General features: G+C 64.4%; 17 protein-coding genes. 7 read left to right on the forward strand and 10 right to left on the reverse strand.

Features of this window, described 5'->3' with window-relative positions:
* Positions 1-154: 154 nt before the first annotated feature.
* The 3 genes from lpxA to lpxB are packed head-to-tail and all read left to right on the forward strand — an operon-like array spanning position 155 to position 3,004.
* Positions 155-946: an acyl-ACP--UDP-N-acetylglucosamine O-acyltransferase gene (gene lpxA / locus IVA92_RS32460; protein ID WP_247275942.1), complete on the forward strand. Its 792-nt coding sequence runs from the start codon at positions 155-157 to the stop codon at positions 944-946.
* A 19-nt stretch (positions 947-965) separates the two neighbouring features.
* Positions 966-1,823, forward strand: a complete 858-nt coding sequence (lpxI, locus tag IVA92_RS32465) for a UDP-2,3-diacylglucosamine diphosphatase LpxI (RefSeq protein ID WP_247275943.1) — start codon at positions 966-968, stop codon at positions 1,821-1,823.
* Positions 1,820-3,004, forward strand: a complete 1,185-nt coding sequence (lpxB, locus tag IVA92_RS32470) for a lipid-A-disaccharide synthase (RefSeq protein WP_247275944.1) — start codon at positions 1,820-1,822, stop codon at positions 3,002-3,004. Before lpxI ends, lpxB begins: the two co-directional genes overlap by 4 nt.
* Here the strand turns inward: lpxB and IVA92_RS32475 are convergent.
* The 8 genes from IVA92_RS32475 to gltX form a co-directional block, all read right to left on the reverse strand.
* Positions 3,001-3,768 (reverse strand): SDR family oxidoreductase, encoded by a 768-nt coding sequence (locus tag IVA92_RS32475; RefSeq protein WP_247275945.1) that lies wholly within the window; start codon positions 3,766-3,768, stop codon positions 3,001-3,003. The genes lpxB and IVA92_RS32475 overlap by 4 nt on opposite strands.
* Complete coding sequence (ugpC, locus tag IVA92_RS32480) at positions 3,765-4,874, reverse strand: sn-glycerol-3-phosphate ABC transporter ATP-binding protein UgpC (RefSeq protein ID WP_247275946.1); 1,110 nt, start codon at positions 4,872-4,874, stop codon at positions 3,765-3,767. Before ugpC ends, IVA92_RS32475 begins: the two co-directional genes overlap by 4 nt.
* 10 nt (positions 4,875-4,884) lie before the next feature.
* Complete coding sequence (locus IVA92_RS32485) at positions 4,885-5,742, reverse strand: carbohydrate ABC transporter permease (RefSeq protein WP_247275947.1); 858 nt, start codon at positions 5,740-5,742, stop codon at positions 4,885-4,887.
* On the reverse strand, positions 5,735-6,664 hold the full coding sequence (locus IVA92_RS32490) for a sugar ABC transporter permease (protein ID WP_247275948.1): 930 nt from the start codon (positions 6,662-6,664) through the stop codon (positions 5,735-5,737). Before IVA92_RS32490 ends, IVA92_RS32485 begins: the two co-directional genes overlap by 8 nt.
* A complete protein-coding gene (locus tag IVA92_RS32495) occupies positions 6,661-7,947 on the reverse strand; it encodes an ABC transporter substrate-binding protein (RefSeq protein WP_247275949.1) in 1,287 nt (428 codons plus the stop codon). The genes IVA92_RS32490 and IVA92_RS32495 overlap by 4 nt, the downstream gene beginning before the upstream one ends.
* A 57-nt stretch (positions 7,948-8,004) precedes the next feature.
* Positions 8,005-9,183: an ROK family transcriptional regulator gene (locus IVA92_RS32500; RefSeq protein ID WP_247275950.1), complete on the reverse strand. Its 1,179-nt coding sequence runs from the start codon at positions 9,181-9,183 to the stop codon at positions 8,005-8,007.
* 231 nt (positions 9,184-9,414) lie between these two features.
* Positions 9,415-10,719 (reverse strand): citrate synthase, encoded by a 1,305-nt coding sequence (gene gltA / locus IVA92_RS32505; protein WP_247275951.1) that lies wholly within the window; start codon positions 10,717-10,719, stop codon positions 9,415-9,417.
* Positions 10,720-10,865: 146 nt separating this feature from the next.
* Positions 10,866-12,293: a glutamate--tRNA ligase gene (gene gltX / locus IVA92_RS32510; protein WP_247275952.1), complete on the reverse strand. Its 1,428-nt coding sequence runs from the start codon at positions 12,291-12,293 to the stop codon at positions 10,866-10,868.
* Positions 12,294-12,436: 143 nt separating this feature from the next.
* On the opposite strand from gltX, the gene IVA92_RS32515 reads away from it, so the two are divergent.
* From IVA92_RS32515 to IVA92_RS32530, 4 genes are all read left to right on the forward strand, one after another.
* The gene (locus IVA92_RS32515) at positions 12,437-14,113 is read left to right on the forward strand and encodes a glutamine--tRNA ligase/YqeY domain fusion protein (RefSeq protein ID WP_247275953.1); all 1,677 of its coding nucleotides are present in this window, start codon (positions 12,437-12,439) and stop codon (positions 14,111-14,113) included.
* 7 nt (positions 14,114-14,120) lie between these two features.
* Positions 14,121-14,507 carry an SgcJ/EcaC family oxidoreductase gene (locus tag IVA92_RS32520; RefSeq protein WP_247275954.1) on the forward strand — a complete coding sequence of 129 codons (387 nt, stop codon included), beginning with the start codon at positions 14,121-14,123 and terminating at the stop codon, positions 14,505-14,507.
* Positions 14,508-14,596: 89 nt separating this feature from the next.
* Positions 14,597-14,830 (forward strand): DUF2171 domain-containing protein, encoded by a 234-nt coding sequence (locus tag IVA92_RS32525; protein ID WP_247275955.1) that lies wholly within the window; start codon positions 14,597-14,599, stop codon positions 14,828-14,830.
* 95 nt (positions 14,831-14,925) lie between these two features.
* Positions 14,926-17,205 carry a ComEC/Rec2 family competence protein gene (locus IVA92_RS32530; RefSeq protein ID WP_247275956.1) on the forward strand — a complete coding sequence of 760 codons (2,280 nt, stop codon included), beginning with the start codon at positions 14,926-14,928 and terminating at the stop codon, positions 17,203-17,205.
* A gap of 138 nt (positions 17,206-17,343) precedes the next feature.
* Here the strand turns inward: IVA92_RS32530 and IVA92_RS32535 are convergent, their stop codons facing one another.
* Positions 17,344-17,778: a hypothetical protein gene (locus IVA92_RS32535; RefSeq protein ID WP_247275957.1), complete on the reverse strand. Its 435-nt coding sequence runs from the start codon at positions 17,776-17,778 to the stop codon at positions 17,344-17,346.
* 538 nt (positions 17,779-18,316) lie between these two features.
* A complete protein-coding gene (gene lexA, locus IVA92_RS32540; RefSeq protein ID WP_247275958.1) occupies positions 18,317-19,018 on the reverse strand; it encodes a transcriptional repressor LexA in 702 nt (233 codons plus the stop codon).
* Between the last annotated feature and the right edge of the window lie 135 nt (positions 19,019-19,153).

Genomic DNA, 19,153 nt, shown 5'->3' on the forward strand with positions numbered 1-19,153 from the left:
CTTGCTGACGAGCCGGGTAGGCCGCCTCATCCAGCACATGAAACACGGCGAGATGATACGTCACTGGACAGATCGGGCATAGTCGCGCTAACCACCCGAAAACCGAGCGACTTCAATACATAACCTGACCTTCTTGACGAGTAAGATTGGCTTGATGAGCAAGATTGATCCCACCGCACGGATCGCGGACGGCGCGGTGATTGGCGATGGCAGCGAGATCGGACCCTATTGCATCATCGGCCCGAACGTCGTCATCGGCGCGAACTGCAAGCTGATCGGACACGTCACCGTCATCGGCCACACCTCGCTCGGCGATGGCTGCGTGATCTCGCCCTTTGCAGTGCTGGGCGGCGCCCCGCAGGATCTCAGCTACAAGGGCGAGCCGACGAAACTCGAGATCGGTTCCGGCTGCACCATCCGGGAAGGCGCGACGATGAATGTCGGCACGATCAAGGGTGGAGGGCTGACGCGAGTCGGCAACGGCGGCTATTTCATGAACAGCAGCCATGTCGGCCATGATTGCGTGGTCGGCGACAACGTGATCTTCGCGACGTCAGCGACACTCGGCGGTCATTGCGAGATTGGCGACGCCGTCTATATCGGCGGCCTGTCGGCGGTGCACCAGTTCACGCGCGTCGGCCCCTATGTCATGGTCGGCGGCGTGTGCGGTGTCCGCGACGACGTCATCCCATACGGGCTGGTCAACGGCCAATATGCGGTCCTGGAGAGCCTCAATCTGATCGGCATGAAGCGGCGCAAGTTCACCAGGCAGCGGCTTGCAACCGTGCGTGGGTTCTACCAAAAACTCTTCCATGGTCCCGGCACGTTCGCCGAGCGGCTGGAGGCGGCGCGGCCGCTCGCGGGCGAAGACCCTGCGATCGCCGAGATCCTCGACTTCATCGGCAAGGGCAAGCGCCCGCTCTGTCTTCCCGCCATCGCGAAGTGATCCTGGGATGGCCGCGGGCATGACATCGGCGGCTGCGGAGGTTTCCTCGCCGGTCGGCATCGTCGCCGGCGGCGGCGCCATGCCGTTCGCGGTCGCCGAATCGCTTGCGGCGCGCGGCATCACGCCGGTGCTGTTTCCGCTGCGCGGGGCCTGCGATCCGGCGCGGGTCGAGAAATTCCGCCACCGCTGGATCTCGGTCGGCCAGCTCGGCCGCGCGATGCGGCTGTTTCGCGAAGAAGGCTGCAGCGACCTGATCTTCATCGGCACATTGGTCCGCCCTTCGCTGTCCGAGATCCGGTTCGACGTCAAGACGCTGCGCCTGCTCGGCAACGTCATTCGCGCCTTCCGCGGCGGCGACGATCATCTGCTGTCCGGCGTCGGCCGCATGCTCGAGCAGGACGGCTTTCGCATGGTCGGCATCAAGGACGTCGCGCCCGATCTCCTGATGCCCGAGGGCTGCATCAGCCGCGCTTGGCCGAGTGACACCAGCAAGACCGACATCGAGCGCGGGCGGGCGGTGCTGAGCGCGCTCGGTCCGTTCGACATCGGGCAGGCCGCGGTGGTGATCGACGGTCATGTCGTGGCGATCGAGGACATCGAGGGCACTGACGCGCTGCTCGCGCGTGTCGCGCGGCTGCGTGAGGAGGGTCGCATCCGCGCGGCCAGGGGCCGCGGCGTGCTGGTGAAGGCGCCGAAGAGCGGCCAGGACCTGCGCTTCGACCTGCCGACGATCGGCCCGCGCACCATCGAGGGTGTTGCCAAGGCCGGCCTTGCCGGCATCGCTGTCGTCGCAGGCAACACCATCGCCGCCGAGCCGCAGGCGATGATTGCGCTCGCCGACGCAAAATACCTCTTTGTCATCGGCCTGTCGGCGTGATGCAGGGCCGCGATCGCAAGCGCAAGATCTTCCTGATCGCCACGGAGGAATCCGGCGACCGGCTTGGCAGCGCCTTGATGAAGGTGCTGCGCCAGCGGCTCGGCGACGGCGTTGAGTTCGTCGGCGTCGGCGGCCGCACCATGGCGCGCGAGGGGCTCGAGACGCTGTTTCCGATCGAAGAGCTGTCGATCGTCGGCTTTGCCGCCGTCGTTCAGCAATTGCCGAAAATCCTGCGGCTGATCCGCAAGACGGCGGACGCCGTGCTAGAGGCCGCGCCCGACGCGCTCGTCATCATCGACAGCCCCGATTTCACCCATCGCGTCGCCCGCCGCGTGCGTGCCCGCAATCACGCGATCCCGGTCGTCGATTACGTCTCGCCGCAGCTCTGGGCGTGGCGGCCGGGACGGGCGCGGACCATGCTCGGCTATGTCGACCATGTGCTCGGTCTTTTGCCGTTCGAGCCGGAGGAATACCGCAAGCTCGGCGGGCCGCCATGCAGCTATGTCGGCCATCCCCTGGTCGAGCAATTGGCGTCGCTGCGGCCGAACGCGGAGGAGCAGGCGCGCCGCGACGGCGAGCCGCCGGTGCTCCTGGTGCTGCCCGGCAGCCGCCGCAGCGAGATCCGGCATCACCTCGACGTGTTCGGTGCAGCACTCGGCCGCTTGCAGGCGGACGGGCGCGCGTTCGAGCTGATGCTGCCGACCATGCCGCACCTCGAAGCCACCATCCGCGAGGGCATCGCGAATTGGCCGGTCAAGCCGCAAATCGTGATCGGCGAGAACGACAAGCGCGCCGCTTTCCGCATTGCCCACGCGGCGCTGGCGAAGTCCGGCACGGTGACGCTCGAGCTCGCGCTGTCGGGCATTCCGATGGTGACGGCCTATCGCGTCGGCGCGATCGAGGCCTTCATCCTGCGCCGCGCGATCCGGGTCTCCTCGGTGATCCTCGCCAATCTGGTGATCGGCAAGGATGTGATCCGCGAGTTCCTGCAAGAGGACTGCACGCCGGAGAAGCTGGCAACGGCCCTCGCTACCCTGCTGACGGATTCGCCGCTGCGACGGGAGCAGGTCGAAGCGTTCGCCCGGCTCGATCAGGTCATGTCGACCGGCAACAAGTCGCCGAGCGTGCTCGCCGCCGACATCGTGCTCGCGACGATGCGCAAAGGCACTCGGGCGAGCTAGCCGAGGCCGCCGTCGACCTGGAAACATTGACGCGTGATACGCTGGCTTTCGTCCGAGGCGAGGAACAGCGCCATGTTGGCGATGTCGTCGGGTGTCACCGCATCGGGAACCGCCTGACGCGCGCGCACCTCGGCGATGGCCTGCTCGTCCGGATACCACAGCCGGCGCTGGCGCTCGGTGATCACCATGCCCGGCGCGATCGCGTTGACGCGAATGCGGTCGGGCCCGACCAGCCGGGCCAGCGAGTTGGTGAAGCCGACGATCGCTGCTTTCGCCGCGGCATAGGCCGGCAGCGCCGGTGCGCCACGCATCCAGGCGATGGACGACATGTTGATGATCGAGCCGCCGCCGCGCGCCTGCATCTGCGGCACCACCGCCTGTGCTGCGAAGAAGACGTGCTTGAGGTTGACACCGATCATCCAGTCGAACTCGGCCGGCGTTACCTCGGAGAGAACCTGGCGTTGATCGTTGGCGGCGTTGTTGACGAGAACGGCGGCGTCGCCGAGCGAACGGTGGACCTCTGCCATCGCGGTGCGCAAGGCGTCGATGTGCAGGAGATCGCAGGGCACGAACAGCGGCGTGGTCCCGCGCGCTGCCGCCACTTCCCGCACCAGCGTTTCACCGGCATTCGTATCGATGTCAAGGAAGGCGACGTGGGCCCCCTGGGCCGCGAAAGCCCGTACGAAGGCGGCGCCGATGCCGCTGGCGCCGCCGGTAATCAACACCACGCGGCCCGCCAGGCCGGAATAGGTGGTCTTCGTCATGCGATCAGTCGCTCCGTTTCGGGGTCGAAAAGGCAAATACGGCGCGTGTCGAGCGCAAAGGAGGCGGACGCGCCGGGCGCGGGGCGGATATCGGGCGAGACGCGCGCCATCGCGGGCTCGCCCCCGAGCCGCAGCAACACCATGGTCTCGGCTCCAGTCGGCTCGACCATCTCTACCGGCGCGTCGACGAGGACAGGCGCGTCGCCGGAAAATGCGCGGCTGCCTTCGGCAATGCATTCCGGCCTGATGCCAAACACCACCTCGCGACCGACGAAGGATGCCGCGGCGTCATATCCTCGAAGGCGAAGACGAACCTCCTCCGGCCGCCCGGCGCCGATCACGACCACCGGCCCGTCATTCCCGTTCTCGAGCCGTGCCGGCATGGTATTCATTGGCGGCGAACCCATGAAACGCGCGACGAACAGATTGGCCGGGTAGCGGTACACGGTATCGGGGTCGGCGAATTGCTGCACGCTACCCTGATGCATCACGGCGATCCGCGTCGCCATGGTCATCGCTTCGATCTGGTCGTGGGTGACATAGACGATGGTGGCGCCGATCCGCTGGTGCAGCCGCTTGATCTCCATCCGCATTTCGACGCGCAGCTTGGCGTCGAGATTGGACAGCGGCTCGTCGAACAGGAAGAGCAGGGGATTGCGCACCAGCGCCCGCCCCATCGCCACACGCTGGCGCTGGCCGCCGGACAATTGCGACGGCTTGCGGCCGAGCAGCGGCTCGATCTGGAGCAGCTTCGCCACGTTCGCGACCGCCTTCTCCTGCTCGGTCTTCGGCACATGGCGGCATTCCATGCCGAAGGTGATGTTCTGGCGCACGGTCATCGACGGATAGAGCGCGTAGGACTGGAACACCATGGCGATGTCGCGGTCCTTGGGCGGGATGTCGTTGACGATGCGCCCGCCAATCTCGATCGTCCCCGCGCTCGGTCGGTCGAGCCCGGCGACGATGTTGAGCAGCGTGGACTTGCCGCAGCCGGATGGCCCGACGAGGACCGTGAACTCGCCGCTCTCGATGTCGAGATCGACGCCCTTCAGTACCTCGAGGTTGGCGTACCGCTTGGACAGGGCGCGAATGCTCAGTGCTGCCATGACAAATCCATCATTTCACTGCGCCGGCGGTAAGGCCGCGCACGAAGTACCTGCCGCCGAGGAGATAGATCAACAAAGTGGGCAGGGCTGCGATGATCACCGCCGCGCTCTGCACGCCGTGCTGCGGGATATCTGCGACTGCAGCAGACAGCGCGATGAGAGCGGCCGTGACCGGCTGCTGTTGGCCGCTTGTGAACGTCACGCCATAGAGAAACTCGTTCCAGATGTGCGTGAACTGCCAGATCACGGTGACGATCAGGATGGGAGCCGAGAGCGGCAGAATGATGCGCCAGAAAATGCGAAAGAACCCGGCCCCATCGATGCGCGCGGCCCTGATCAATTCATGGGGCACGGCGGCATAGTAGTTTCGGCAGAACAACGTGGTGAAGGACAGCCCCTGGATCGTGTGAATCAGCACGAGGCCCGTCAGCGTGTTGATGAGACCGATGTCCCGCAGCACGATTGTCCAGGGCAGCAATCGCATCTGCTGGGGAAGGAAGAGGCCGAGGGTCACGATGCCGTAGATCCAGGTATCTCCGCGAAAACGCCAGAGCGACACGGCGTAGCCGGCGATCGCACCGAGCATGGTCGAGAAAATCGTCGCGGGAATCGTGATGAATGCCGAGTTCAGCATGTACGGTCTGATGCCGGCGCAGGTCTCGGCCACGCAGAATCCGCTCCAGGCAGTGGCGTAATTGCTCCAAGCCCAGTGTTTCGGCCAGCCGATCATCGAGGCCTGCGCGATTTCCTCATTGGTGCGGAGCGAGTTCAGCACGACAACGACCAACGGCGTGAGCCATGCCGCCGCGATCAGCAATACGATGAGATAGATCGATATCCGACTTGGTGCGAAGGTTCTGTCACGCATGAATAGCACGCCGCCGCTGGACATAACGCCACGCTGCATAGGGCAGCAGGACCGCGAGAAGAATGAGCAACATCAGCACCGCCGCCGCCGCCCCCCGGCCGAGCAGGCTGCGCTGGAACATCAGGTCGTAGACGACAAGGGCCGGCAGCTGGGTCGCGATTCCCGGTCCGCCGTTGGTGAGCGCGCGGACGAGGTCGAAGGCCGAAATCGCAAACTGCAGCTGCACCACGATCACGGTGATGGTGATCGGCCACAGCGTCGGCAAAATGACGCGCCGGTAGATTCGGATCGGACCGGCACCGTCGATCTGCGCGGCCTTGATGATGTCGGCGTCGACAGATCTGAGGCCGGCAAGAAAGAGCGCCATGGCAAAGCCGGAGGATTGCCAGATCGCGGCGATGACAATGGTCCAGATGGCCATGTCGCGGTCAATCAGCCAATCGAACTTGAAGGAGGTCCAGCCGAGATCGTGCACCAGTTTCTGGATCCCGATGCCAGGACTGAGCAACCAGCTCCAGACCGTGCCCGTCACCACGAACGACACCGCAAGGGGGTAGAGGAAGATGGATCTCAGCAGGTTCTCGCCGCGAATGCGCTGGTCGAGCAGGATCGCAAGGACAAGCCCGGTCACCACGCTCAGCAGCACGAAAGCGCTGCCGAACAGTAGGAGATTATCGAAGGCGATCTGCCAATTCCGCGATGCCGCGACCGCCGTGTAGTTGCGCAAACCCACCCAGCCCGAGACCGGGACCAGAGTGGATGGCGTGAAAGAAATCCAGATCGTCCACAGCGAGAACGACACGAGGTGCAGAGCGGACAGCAGCAGCGGCACCCAGATCATCAGATATTCAGGCAGCCGGCGCAGCGCGCCCGCAATCGCCGGCCGGACGGGCCGCGTTGCTATGGAGACGGTATCGATCAACGCGCGCCCTCGACGGCCTCGGCGAGGCGGGTGACCGCCTGCTCCGGCTTGATCGTCTTGTTCTTCACATATTCGGTGATCACGTCGATCATCGCAGCGGTCATACCGTTCTCCTGCGCCATATTGTGCGCGAGGCTCAGGACCGCCTGATTGCTGGCGATAGCGTCTTTCAGAGCTGCTGCGGTCCGCCGTTGACCATCCGACCAGCCTTCACCGGAAAGATCGACATCGGTGCGCACGGGTATCGATCCCGTAATCTGCGAATACATCGTCTGGATCGCTGGATCCATGACGAGCTGGGCCATCAGCGTCTGGCCGGCTTGGAGGTCGGGCTCCTTGCGCTGCCAGAATATGAACGCATCGGCATTCAACAGAAAGACCGGCTTGGTATTGTCGCTCGGGCCAGGGGCGATGATGAAGTCGTCGAACTTGAAACCGGCGTTGCGCAACACGCCCTGTGCCCACCCGCCCATGATCATCATGCCCATGTCGCCGTCGACGAAGCGCTTCAGGTTGGTCGAAAAGTGTTGAGCACCGACGTTGGGATCCATCCAGTCGGCGATCTTGCGCACCTGTGCGAAGGCAGCGCCTACCTCGGGCCCCTTCAATGCCTTCTCGTCAAGATTCATGATGGCTGCGCGGTAGGAGGCGGGACTGATGCCGGCGAGAGCGGCCTCGAATTTCTGGCCATCGTCGGGGCGGGTACCACCGTTAGCGATGGGATAAGTGACGCCGCCCGCTTTCATTTTTTCGGCAAGGTCGTTGAAGTCGGTCCATGTGACGGGGATCTTGCCGGCCTTGGCCTTGTCCATCGCGCGCTTGGAGAGAAACAGCATGTTGGTGCTGTAGATCTGCAGCGGCAGTGCAATCCATTTGCCGCCCGGCTTGTGCAGTCGTGCAAGATCAGGAGCGACAACCTTTTCGTAGCCGACGGCCGCAACAAGGTCGTCGAGATTGACGGTTGGAGCAATCTTCGACCAGGCCGCAATCTCCGGGCCCTTGAGCTGCGAACAGGCCGGTGGATCGCCGGCCATGATCTGAGCGCGTAGCTTGTTCATCATCTCGGTGGTGAACCCGGGGACTGGCGAGTGCTGCCAAACCCCGCCTTTCTCCTCGAATTTCTTGCCGAGCGCGGTGATAGCCGCCCCATCGCTGCCTGCGGACCATTGCGAGATCGCGGTCAGGCGCGGCTTGACCGCGCCTTGCGCGCGGGCAAAGGCCGGCAGCGCGAGCGCGGCGGCAGATCCAGCGAGCAGACGACGCCTTGTTGTTGTGATCGGCATGGCAAGTTCCTCCGTTTTAGGTGCTTTGCGCGTTGAGGCCGAACGACTTGGCGCATGTCAGGCGGCCTCCCTCGATGTGGCGGGCATGCCGCCGCGGCTGGCCAGGCAAAAGGCGGCGAAAGCGAGGGCAGCCTGCGGATCGTTGCCGGTCGAGGGTGGCACGAAAGCGATGGACACTTGCGCCAATGTCCGGCCGCCCAGCAGGCAGGCGTCGATCCCCTCGACCACGGCATTGCGATCGTCGTCGGAGAGAAGCGATGGCCAGCCGCTGATGGCGACGCCATCGCATGGCTTCACGTTCAGCGTGTTGCCGATCGCAAGGCCAAGCCGGAACAGCCGCCGCCGCAACTCCTGGCGCACCCGCCCCGAGCGCGGGATCGTGTGCACCCATTGGCTGCCGGGCTGGAGCAATTCGGCGTCGGAGATGTCGAGGAGCTCGGCCAAGGCGGCGAGCGAAGTATAGGCCTCGACACAGCCGAGATGGCCGCAGCGGCAGCGCGGTCCGTCCGGTCCAAATACCATGTGGCCCAGTTCGACCGGCTGGAGTGCATCGGCTTCAGTCGGGTCATCCATCCACGCGCCGGCAACGCCATGGCTGACAAAGACGAACAGATGCGTGCCGCTGAATGGATAGTTCTGCGTGCGGCAGCGGTGAAAGGTGGCGTGCGCCACCACGGAATTGGTGAATTCCAGCGGCACGCCGGCAAACATCTCGCCGATCAGGCCGCTGATGCGCCCGACGTCGCAGGGGATGATCGGATTGCCGGATATGGTCAAGCGGCCAAGGCCCGGAATGGAGACGCCGATCTGTGACAGTGTGATGTGGCGGCGGCGCGTCCAGTCGCGCAGCAATGTCATCGCTTCGCGGAACACGCGGCCGACCGTCTCGACCGTCGGCGCTTTCGGCAACGGCAGGCGCTCGGTGTAATGCAGCTCGCCGGAGAGACCGCCGACGCCGACGCTGAGCCATTGGGCGGTCAGCTCAACAGCTGCGAGCGCCACCGAGCCGTCGAGGGACACGAGGCCCGTCGGGCCGCCGACGTAAGGGGCAGGGCGCCGCACTTCCTCGATCAGGCGTTCGGCCTTGAGGTCGAGCAGGATGCGCGACAGGCTCGCCTCGGACAGGCGCACCGCCTTCGCCAGCGGCGGCCGAAACGAGCCGCCCGACTGCAGCAAGTGAGTCAAAATGGCAGCGCGCGTCTGCCGCCGACTTCTCGGCTGCTCCGGCATTTCCATCCCAGTCGTCATTCTTACTTAGTGTAAGAATTTGCGCGCGGAGCGTTTCGGCTGTCAAGCGATTACCGCTCCGATGCGCCGACTTGTTGTTGTGCGAGGCAGCAAGTTTGTACCGGTGGGAAACCTCGCTGCCGATGGTGCGCTCAGTGATGGGCGCGCCATCGTGGATGGCCGAACAAAAACGGCGCCATTGTGAGATGGCGCCGTTTCGAAAGCCGTGATGGTTCGAACTTATTGGCGGTTGGCGATCGGCACGTAGTCGCGCTTGGCGACGCCGGTGTAGAGCTGGCGCGGACGACCGATCTTCTGATGCGGGTCCTCGATCATCTCGCTCCACTGGCTGATCCAGCCGACGGTGCGGGCGACCGCGAACAGCACGGTGAACATCGAGACCGGGAAGCCCATCGCCTTCAGCGTGATGCCCGAATAGAAATCGACGTTCGGATAGAGCTTGCGTTCGATGAAGTACTGGTCGCTGAGCGCGATCTTCTCGAGCTCCATTGCCACCTTCAGCATCGGATCCTCGCCATGGCCGGTCTCCTTGAGCACGGCGTGACACATCTTCTGCATGATCTTGGCGCGCGGATCGTAGTTCTTGTAGACGCGGTGCCCGAAGCCCATCAGGCGGACTTCAGAGTTCTTGTCCTTCACCTTGGCGATGAACTCGGGGATCTTATCGACCGTGCCGATATCGTAGAGCATGTTGAGCGCGGCTTCGTTGGCGCCGCCATGCGCCGGGCCCCAGAGGCAGGCGATGCCCGCCGCGATGCAGGCGAACGGGTTGGCGCCGGAGGAGCCGGCGATGCGCACCGTGGAAGTCGAGGCGTTCTGCTCGTGGTCGGCGTGCAGGATGAAGATCTTCTCCAGCGCGTCGGCGAGAACCGGGCTCACCTTGTAGTCCTCGCAGGGCACCGCGAAGCACATGTTCAGGAAGTTCTCGGCGAAGCCGAGCGAGTTCTTCGGATAGATGAAGGGCTGGCCGACCGTGTACTTGTAGGCCATTGCCGCCAGCGTCGGGATCTTCGCGATCATGCGCATGGAAGCGATCATGCGCTGCTTCGGATCGTTGATGTCGGTGCTATCGTGATAGAACGCGGCGAGCGCGCCGACGGCCGCCACCATGATCGCCATCGGGTGGGCGTCGCGGCGGAAGCCCTGGAAGAAGCGAGCCATCTGCTCGTGCACCATTGTGTGATGCGTCACGCGGTGGTCGAAATCCTTCTTCTGCGCGGCGGTGGGCAGGTCCCCGTAGAGCAGGAGGTAGCAGGTCTCCAGGAAGTCGCCGTGCTCGGCAAGCTGCTCGATCGGGTAGCCGCGGTATTCCAGCACGCCCGCGTCACCGTCGATATAGGTAATCTTAGACTGGCAACTCGCCGTCGAGGTGAAGCCCGGGTCATACGTGAACAGGCCGGACTGGCCGTAGAGCTTACCGATATCGATGACATCAGGCCCGACGCTGCCGCTGAGGATCGGAAGATCGTAATTCTTGTTTCCGACCGTCAGCGTGGCGGTCTTATTGCTTGGTTTTGCGTCCATCGTAGGTCCCCGATGTGTGGTGAAACGGGCCGGAGCCGGAGCCCCAAAGGAGATCGTTGGGGGGCAGGCCGGATGTTCCAGAATGTACGGGGAGATGGGTATATTATTGCTGTGTGCGCTGCAAGATCACCGCACGCATGGTCGACTTACGTCGTAGACTGATCTTTAAGCCGGCCCAGGCTTTCCTGGCGTCCAAGGACCTCCAAAACCTCAAAAATACCAGGCGAGGTGGTCCGCCCCGTCAGTGCGGCCCGCAAGGGCTGGGCGACCGCGCCGAGCTTGAGACTATTTTCCTCGGCAAAACTGCGCAGCGCAGCTTCCGTGCTGGCGCCGCTCCATGTCTCGACTTTCTCCAGCGCGGAATGAAGCTGGCCGATCAGCTTGCGGTTCTCGGCTGTCAGCAGCGCCTGCGCCTTGGCATCGAGCTGCAACGGGCGGTCGGCAAAGATGAAGTAGGCGCCATCGATCAGCTCGATCAGCGTCTTGGCGCGCTCCTTCAGGGCCGGCATGGCCTTCAGGAGCTGCGCCCGCGTGTTGTCGTTTAACTTGGCCTTGATCTCGTCGCGGCTGGGCACGACGTGATCGAGCACATCTTCGAACATCTTCACGAGTGATTGATCGTCGGCATGACGGATGTAATGGCCGTTGAGGTTTTCCAGCTTGGCGAAATCGAAGCGGGCGGCGGCGCGGCCGACGCCGGCGAGGTCGAACGCTGCGATCATCTCCTCGGTCGAGAAGATCTCCTGGTCGCCATGGCTCCAGCCGAGCCGGACGAGGTAGTTACGCAGCGCCGCCGGGAGGTAGCCCATGGCGCGATAAGCATCGACGCCGAGCGCGCCGTGGCGCTTCGACAGCTTCGAGCCGTCCGGGCCGTGGATCAGGGGGATGTGGGACATGCTCGGCAGCGTCCAGCCCATCGCATCGTAGATCTGCTTCTGGCGGGCGGCGTTGATCAGATGGTCGTCGCCGCGAATGACATGGGTGACGCCCATGTCGTGATCATCCACGACCACTGCGAGCATGTAGGTCGGATTGCCATCGCCGCGCAGAAGCACGAGGTCGTCGAGGTTCTCGTTCTGCCAGACCACGCGGCCCTGGACCTGGTCCTCGATCACGGTCTCGCCGGTCTGCGGCGCGCGCAGGCGAATGGTGGGCTTCACATCGGTCGGGGCGGTCGCCGGGTCGCGGTCGCGCCATAGGCCGTCATAGAGGCGGGTACGGCCCTCTGCGCGCGCCTTCTCGCGCATGGCGGCGAGTTCTTCGGCCGTGGCGTAGCAGCGATAGGCTTTGCCGTCGGCGAGCAGCTGCTCGGCGACCTCGCGGTGGCGGGCGGCGCGGGCGAACTGGTAGATGACCTCGCCGTCCCAGCCGAGCTCAAGCCATTTGAGTCCATCGAGTATGGCAGCGATGGCGGCCTCGGTGGAGCGCTCGCGGTCCGTGTCCTCGATCCGCAGCAGCATCTTGCCGCCGTGCTTCTTCGCATAGAGCCAGTTGAACAGCGCCGTGCGGGCGCCTCCGATATGGAGGAAGCCGGTCGGCGAGGGAGCGAAGCGCGTGACGACGGAATCGGTCATTCTTGGCAGGGCCTATGCATGGGAAGCGGTGGTGTATAGCAGGAACGGGACATAACTAAAGCCCGTCGGCGGACCTCGTGGGCCTTGGCGCGGCCACACGAATTTGGCAGAAGAACCGCTGATTTCCCTACAGGATTTTCGTAATGACAGAACCGGTGGCGACTGAGGTTGGGCGCGATTTCATTCGTGACATCATCCAGGCCGATCTCGATCAGGGCAAGTACAAGGAGATCGTGACCCGGTTCCCGCCGGAGCCGAACGGCTATCTGCATATCGGCCACGCCAAGTCGATCGCACTCAATTTCGGCATCGCGCAGGAGTTTCCAGGCCGCTGCCATTTGCGCTTCGACGACACCAATCCGATCAAGGAAGAACAGGAATATATCGACTCCATCCAGGCCGACGTGCGCTGGCTCGGTTTCGACTGGGGCAAGAACCTGTTCTTCGCCTCCGACTATTTCGATCGCCTCTATGAATGGGCGGAGCAGCTGATCCGCGACGGTCTCGCCTATGTCGACGACCAGACCCAGGAGGAGATCCGCCTCACGCGCGGCACGCTGACCGAGCCCGGCAGGAACTCGCCGTTCCGCGAGCGCACGGTGGAGGAGAATCTCGAGCTGTTCCGCCGCATGAAGGCCGGCGAATTCCCGAACGGGGCGCGCGTGCTGCGGGCCAAGATCGACATGGCCGCGGGCAACATCAATCTGCGCGACCCCGTGCTGTATCGCATCCTGCATGCGCATCATCCGCGCACCGGCACCAAATGGAGCATTTATCCGAGCTACGATTATGCCCACGGCCAGTCGGATGCGATCGAGGGCATCACGCACTCGATCTGCACGCTGGAGTTCGAGGACCACCGCCCGCTCTATGACTGGTTCATCGAGAAGCTGCCGGTGCCCTCGAAGCCGCACCAGTACGAGTTCGCGCGGCTGAACCTGACTTACACGCTGCTGTCGAAGCGCGTGCTGACCCAGCTCGTTCGCGACGGCCATGTCGCGGGCTGGGACGATCCGCGCATGCCGACCATCGCGGGGATGCGCCGCCGCGGCGTGCCGCCGGCCGCGCTGCGCGAATTCGTCAGGCGCATCGGCGTCGCCAAGGCCAACAGCGTGGTTGACGTCGGCATGCTCGAGTTCTGCATCCGCGAGGAACTAAACCGCACGGCGCAGCGCCGCATGGCGGTGCTGAAGCCGCTTAAAGTGGTGATCGAGAACTATCCGGAGGGGCAGGTCGAGGAGCTCGAGGCGATCAACCACCCGGATGACCCCAGCGCCGGCACGCGCAAGATCAGCTTCGGCCGCGAGCTCTATATCGAGCGCGACGACTTCATGGAGAACCCGCCGAAGAAATTCTTCCGCCTGTCGCCAGGCAACGAGGTGCGGCTGCGCTATGCCTATTTCGTCAAGTGCACCGGCGTGATCAAGAACGACGCAGGCGAGGTGGTGGAGCTGCGCTGCACCTACGATCCCGCGACCAAGGGCGGCAACGCGCCCGATGGCCGCAAGGTCAAGGCGACGATGCACTGGCTGCCGGCAGCGACGTCGAAGCCTGCTGAAATCCGCATCTACAACCAGCTGTTCTCCAATCCGAGCCCGGACGCCTCGAATTTCGCGGCCGATCTCAACCCGCAGTCGCTGGAGATCTTGTCCGATGCGCGGATCGAGGCATCGGTCGCGGAGAGCAATTCGACCGAGCCGATGCAGTTCGAGCGCCAGGGCTATTTCGTGCGCGACAAGGACTCGACGCCGGGCAAGCCGGTGTTTTCGCGCACCATCGGTCTGCGCGACACGTTTGCAAAGGAAGTCGCGAAAGGTTGAGGCACCCATGAGCAACGAAACCGACGCCATCGTTTCCGCCATCATCGCGAAATGGTGCGCCGGCTTCGCGACGCTCGACGCCGCCGCGCTGTCCTCGCTCTATGCGAGCAACGCATTCTTCTTCGGCTCCAACCCGAAACTCTATCGGGGCAGGGACGGCGTTGCGGACTATTTCAACGGCCTGCCGCGATGGCGCAAGCCGAGTGCGACGTTTTCCGAGGTGCATGCCGCGCAGGCAGGTCCTGACATGATCAACATGGCGGCAACCGTCTCGTTCGACCTCGCCGGCGAGCGTCCTGATCTCGTCGTCAAGGTGAGCTGGGTCATCATCCGCGAGGACGGCGCGTGGAAGATCGTCAACCACCATGCCTCGTCGAAGGAACCGCTGATCTGACGAGCGGGCGGCACACGGCATCGTCATTTTCGCGTGGGAAACGAACGCGCGCCTCTGACGTTGGGGTGAATCCAAACGAGGGTCCATCCATGCAGAACATCGCAGAACATATGGAAATCATCGGCGCCGATGGCGTCCATATCGGCACCGTCGATCGCGTTGAGGGCAACCGCATCAAGCTGACCAAGAAGGACAGCGGCGAGGGCCGCCACAAGGGCCACCATCATTTCATCGATAAGGGTCTCGTTGCCGACGTCGAAGGCAACAAGGTCCGCCTCTCGGCCAAGGCCTCGGTCGCCGTGACCATGGAAGAGGAAAAGTAGGGGACGTCCAAGTTCGTTCCTGATCCGTACCGCTATTCGCACAGCCGCACGTTCCGGTAGCCTCTGCACCTATCGCGTATCGTAAGGTGCAGGGAATGGCGGAGCCTGGCCGGCCAGTGCGCTCCCAGGGAGTTGCCGGAACGTGGCCGGTTGGCCGCGCCGCGCCCGCTGGCGGCTTTGCGCCGGCGGGCTTTGGCGCCTGGCCCGCGATCGTCGAGACGGCGCGCGAATGGGCGCGTGCCGAGGCCGGCGCCGGTCGGCTGTTGCCCTGGGTGCCGGTCGCCTTCGGCGGCGGCATCGCGCTCTATTTCGCTGCCGATCACGAGCCGGTGCTGTGGGTCGTTGCCGCGTCGGCCATCGCGCTCATGCTCGGCGCCGTCCTGCTGCGGCGGAGTCGGCTGTTCGCGCCCGCGATCATGATCGCGGCTGTCGCGGCTGGCTTTGCCATGGCGACCTGGAAGACCGCGCGCATCGCCCATACGGTGCTGGCCAAGCCACTCTATTCGGTATCGCTGTCGGGCTACGTCGAGACCCGCGACATCCGCGAGCGCACGGATCGCTTCGTGCTGCGCGTCACCGCCATGGAGGCGCAGCGCAGCGACGTCAGGCTCGAGCGCGTCCGCCTCTCGGTGCGCAAGGGGATGGCACCGCAGGTCGGCAGTTTCGTGCAGCTGAAGGCGCGCTTGATGCCGCCGATCTCTCCCGTGCGCCCGGGTAGCTACGATTTCTCCCGCGACATGTTCTTTCAAGGCATCGGCGCCTCCGGTTTTGCAATGGGCGCGATTACGGTGGCAGCCCCGCAGGAGACCGGCGGCTTGCGGCTGCGCTACGCAGCCTTCACGCAGGGCTTGCGTGATGCGATCGACGCACGCATCCGTGCGACGCTCGAGGGCGACAACCGTGCGATCGCGACCGCGCTGCTCACCGGACGGCGCGATGCCATCACCACGCCCGTCAACGACGCCATGTTCATCTCGGGGCTTGGCCATGTGCTGTCGATCTCCGGCTATCACATGGCGGTCGTCGCCGGTGTCGTGTTTTTCGCGGTGCGCGCCCTGCTGGCCTTGATCCCGGGGCTGGCGGCGGGATTTGCCATCAAGAAATGGTCAGCGGCCGCCGCGCTGGTGGCGGCTGCGTTCTACCTGCTGCTGTCAGGCGCGGAGGTCGCCACGCAACGCTCGTTCTTCATGACGGCGGTGGTGCTGATCGCGGTCATGGTCGATCGCCGCGCTATCACCTTCCGCACGCTGGCCGTGGCGGCACTGATCGTGCTCGCGGTCGCGCCGGAAGCGCTGGTGCATCCGAGCTTTCAAATGTCCTTCGCCGCAACGCTCGGGCTCGTGGCGCTGGTGCAGATCGGCATGCCGAACCTGTTTGCCTCGCCCGATCATTCCGCGACGGCCCGTATCGCGCTGTGGGGCGGCCGCGAGATCGCGATGCTATTCCTGGCCTCGCTGATCGCAGGACTTGCGACCACGCCCTATGCCGCCTTCCACTTCCATCGCGTCACCCCGTTCGGCGTGCTCGCCAATCTCGGCGCGATGCCGGTGGTCTCGGCACTGGTGATGCCGGCTGGCCTGTTGGGACTGCTCGCGGCTCCCTTTGGGCTTGACAGCGTGTTCTGGTGGCTGATGGGGATCGGCATCGACTGGATGGTCGCGGTGTCGCGCTGGGTGGCGGCACTGCCGGGTGCAGTCGGCCGGATCCCTGCCTTCGGCACCGCGCCGCTGATCGCGGCAAGCCTCGGGATCATCTTGATGGGCCTGTTGCGCACGCCCTTGCGCTGGTCTGGCGCCTTGGTGCTGCTGGCCGCCATCGCGTGGGGCCTGTCGGTGCGGCAGCCCGACATCCTGATTGCCGGGGACGGCGCCAGCGTCGCGGTGCGGGGCAGGGACGGGCAGTTGCATGTGATCCGGGCGAGCAAGGATGGCTTTCTGCTCAAAGAGTGGTTAGCTGCCGACGCCGATCCGCGCGATGCCGGGAGTAGCTCGCTGGCTGACGGCGTGTCGTGCGACGAGTCCGGCTGTGTGACGCCGCTTGCCGACGGTCGGCTGGTCGCGCTTTCACTGCGCATCGATGCGCTGGCTGAGGATTGCAGTCGCGCCGCGCTGGTGGTCACGACGCGCCCCGCGCCGCCCGATTGCGCGGCGATGGTGGTCGACCGGCAGCGTCTCACCAGCCAGGGCGCGCTGGCGTTGACGCAGCGTGGTGACGGCTTTGCGATACAGGCGGTGAGAGCAAGAGGCACAAGCCGTCCCTGGTTGCCGGCCGGCGCCGGCGAGGGTGATTTCGATGGGAGCCTTGTGCCGAGGACGGCCGCGGCCCGCAACCGGGATGCAACGCCGGCGGAGACCGACTTGCAGGTCGACGATTAGGGGCCGGACGATTAAAAACAAATGCGAAGAGTAGGTCCGGGTCCGACCGGACTCCGCAGCACACAAATTATACCATCTCGCCGGCCTCGGCCGGCGATGGCATTTCAATCCTGGCCCGACCCCGCGGGCGGGGACGGCTCAGCCAATCGGCAGGCGCGTGATCGTCGACCGGCTATCGGCAACGATCTGCGGCTTGTGCTCGCGCTCGCTGACCGGCTGCGTCACCGGCAATTGCAGCACGGTTGCGCGCTGGCCTTCGACGAGCTGCGTCACCAGCACGTATTTGCCGTCGGGGAATTCGATCGCGTCATGATGGCGGTCGGGTATGTGCGGATCGATCTTGCCGAACTTGCCGACGCGGGAGTTGATGGTGCGCGTCCAGATCCAGCGATTATCGTAACGGACGTTGTCGGCGAAGGCGAGCTCCGTTCCCGGCAGCAGGCAGACGGCCACGGTCGGATCGGCCGCGGAAGCAAAGCCGCGCGTTGAGGTGCCGCGGAACGTTGTCGACACGATCGTCTCGCCGACTTCGGCGGGGCGAGATGCAACGGCATGCAGGCTGTAGTCACACATCGGGTGCTCCTCATTCGAAGATAGCAACCCGCGCCTCCTTCGGAGGCGCAAGCCTCTATCAGAGTGGAAGCACGTAACGCTCTGCTCGGTTGTGGGCAAATCTGCGGCTGGCGTTGCCGGACACGATCACATTATCTTTCCCGAAGTCATAGGAACAAAGCTCGCTTCAGTGCATTCGGCGGATGCGAGCGCCCGTGGCCTGCGGGCGCCGAGAGGGGGAATGTGGCCAGCTTCGCCGTGGCTGTCGGTTGATGGGAGTTTAGGCGTTGCGGAATAGCTCGCTCCCTACGTGCGCAGATTGCGTGCATGGTGCTGCAATTGAGTTGCGAATGCTTGCGCGAGCACGCTGCGAAGGCGCTTAAAGCGATCCTGCGCACGATCTCTTCACAAGCGATGCGTGCTTGGAGCCGCATGCCGAGGATGGAGCGCCGGAGAGAGGGGCCGGATAATCTGCGCAAGACCAAAAGACTATCCAGCTGGAGCGGACCATCGTCCGCTCCAATCGGAATCATTGGTATCGAATGACCGCTGGCCCGTCTCAGTACTTGCGGTACAGCCCGATCAGCTTGCCCTGAATCTTCACCCGGTTCGGCGGCAGGATGCGCACCTCGTAGGCGGCATTGGCGGGCTCGAGCGCGATCGACGCCCCCCGGCGACGAAAGCGCTTGAGCGTCGCTTCCTCGTCGTCGATCAGGGCCACCACGATGTCGCCGGTATCGGCGCTCTCGTTACGCTGGATCAGCGCCATGTCGCCATCGAGAATGCCGGCTTCGACCATCGAATCGCCGCGCACTTCGAGTGCGTAGTGTTCGCCCGAGCCGAGCATGTCGGGCGGCACGCTAATGGTGTGACTGCGGGTCTGCAACGCTTCGATCGGCGTGCCGGCCGCGATGCGACCCATCACGGGCACCGCAACGGGACGCTCGCCTTCGTCCGCGGAAGAACTGGAGCTCGCGCGCACCTTGCCGAGATTGCCCTCGATGACGCTCGGCGTGAAGCCGCGGCGGCTGCCGGCGGCGGCCTGGAGCTCGGGCAGCTTGATCACCTCGATGGCGCGGGCGCGGTTGGGCAGGCGGCGGATGAAGCCGCGCTCCTCGAGCGCGGTGATCAGGCGATGGATGCCCGATTTCGAGCGCAGGTCGAGCGCATCCTTCATCTCGTCGAAGGAGGGCGGCACGCCACTTTCCTTCAGACGTTCGCTGATGAACCGCAGAAGCTCGTATTGTTTGCGCGTTAACATCTCGACCAAAGTCCCCCGGTTGATGTCGTTCGATTCCGAGACGCTAAATTGGAGCGGTGAACCGCTACATGCTCGAAACAAATCATGAACGGACACTATATGTTCGATATGTGTTCCGCAACTGCTTAATTTACC

The sequence above is a fragment of the Bradyrhizobium sp. 154 genome (genome assembly GCF_023073875.1).
Classification (GTDB): Bacteria; Pseudomonadota; Alphaproteobacteria; order Rhizobiales; family Xanthobacteraceae; genus Bradyrhizobium.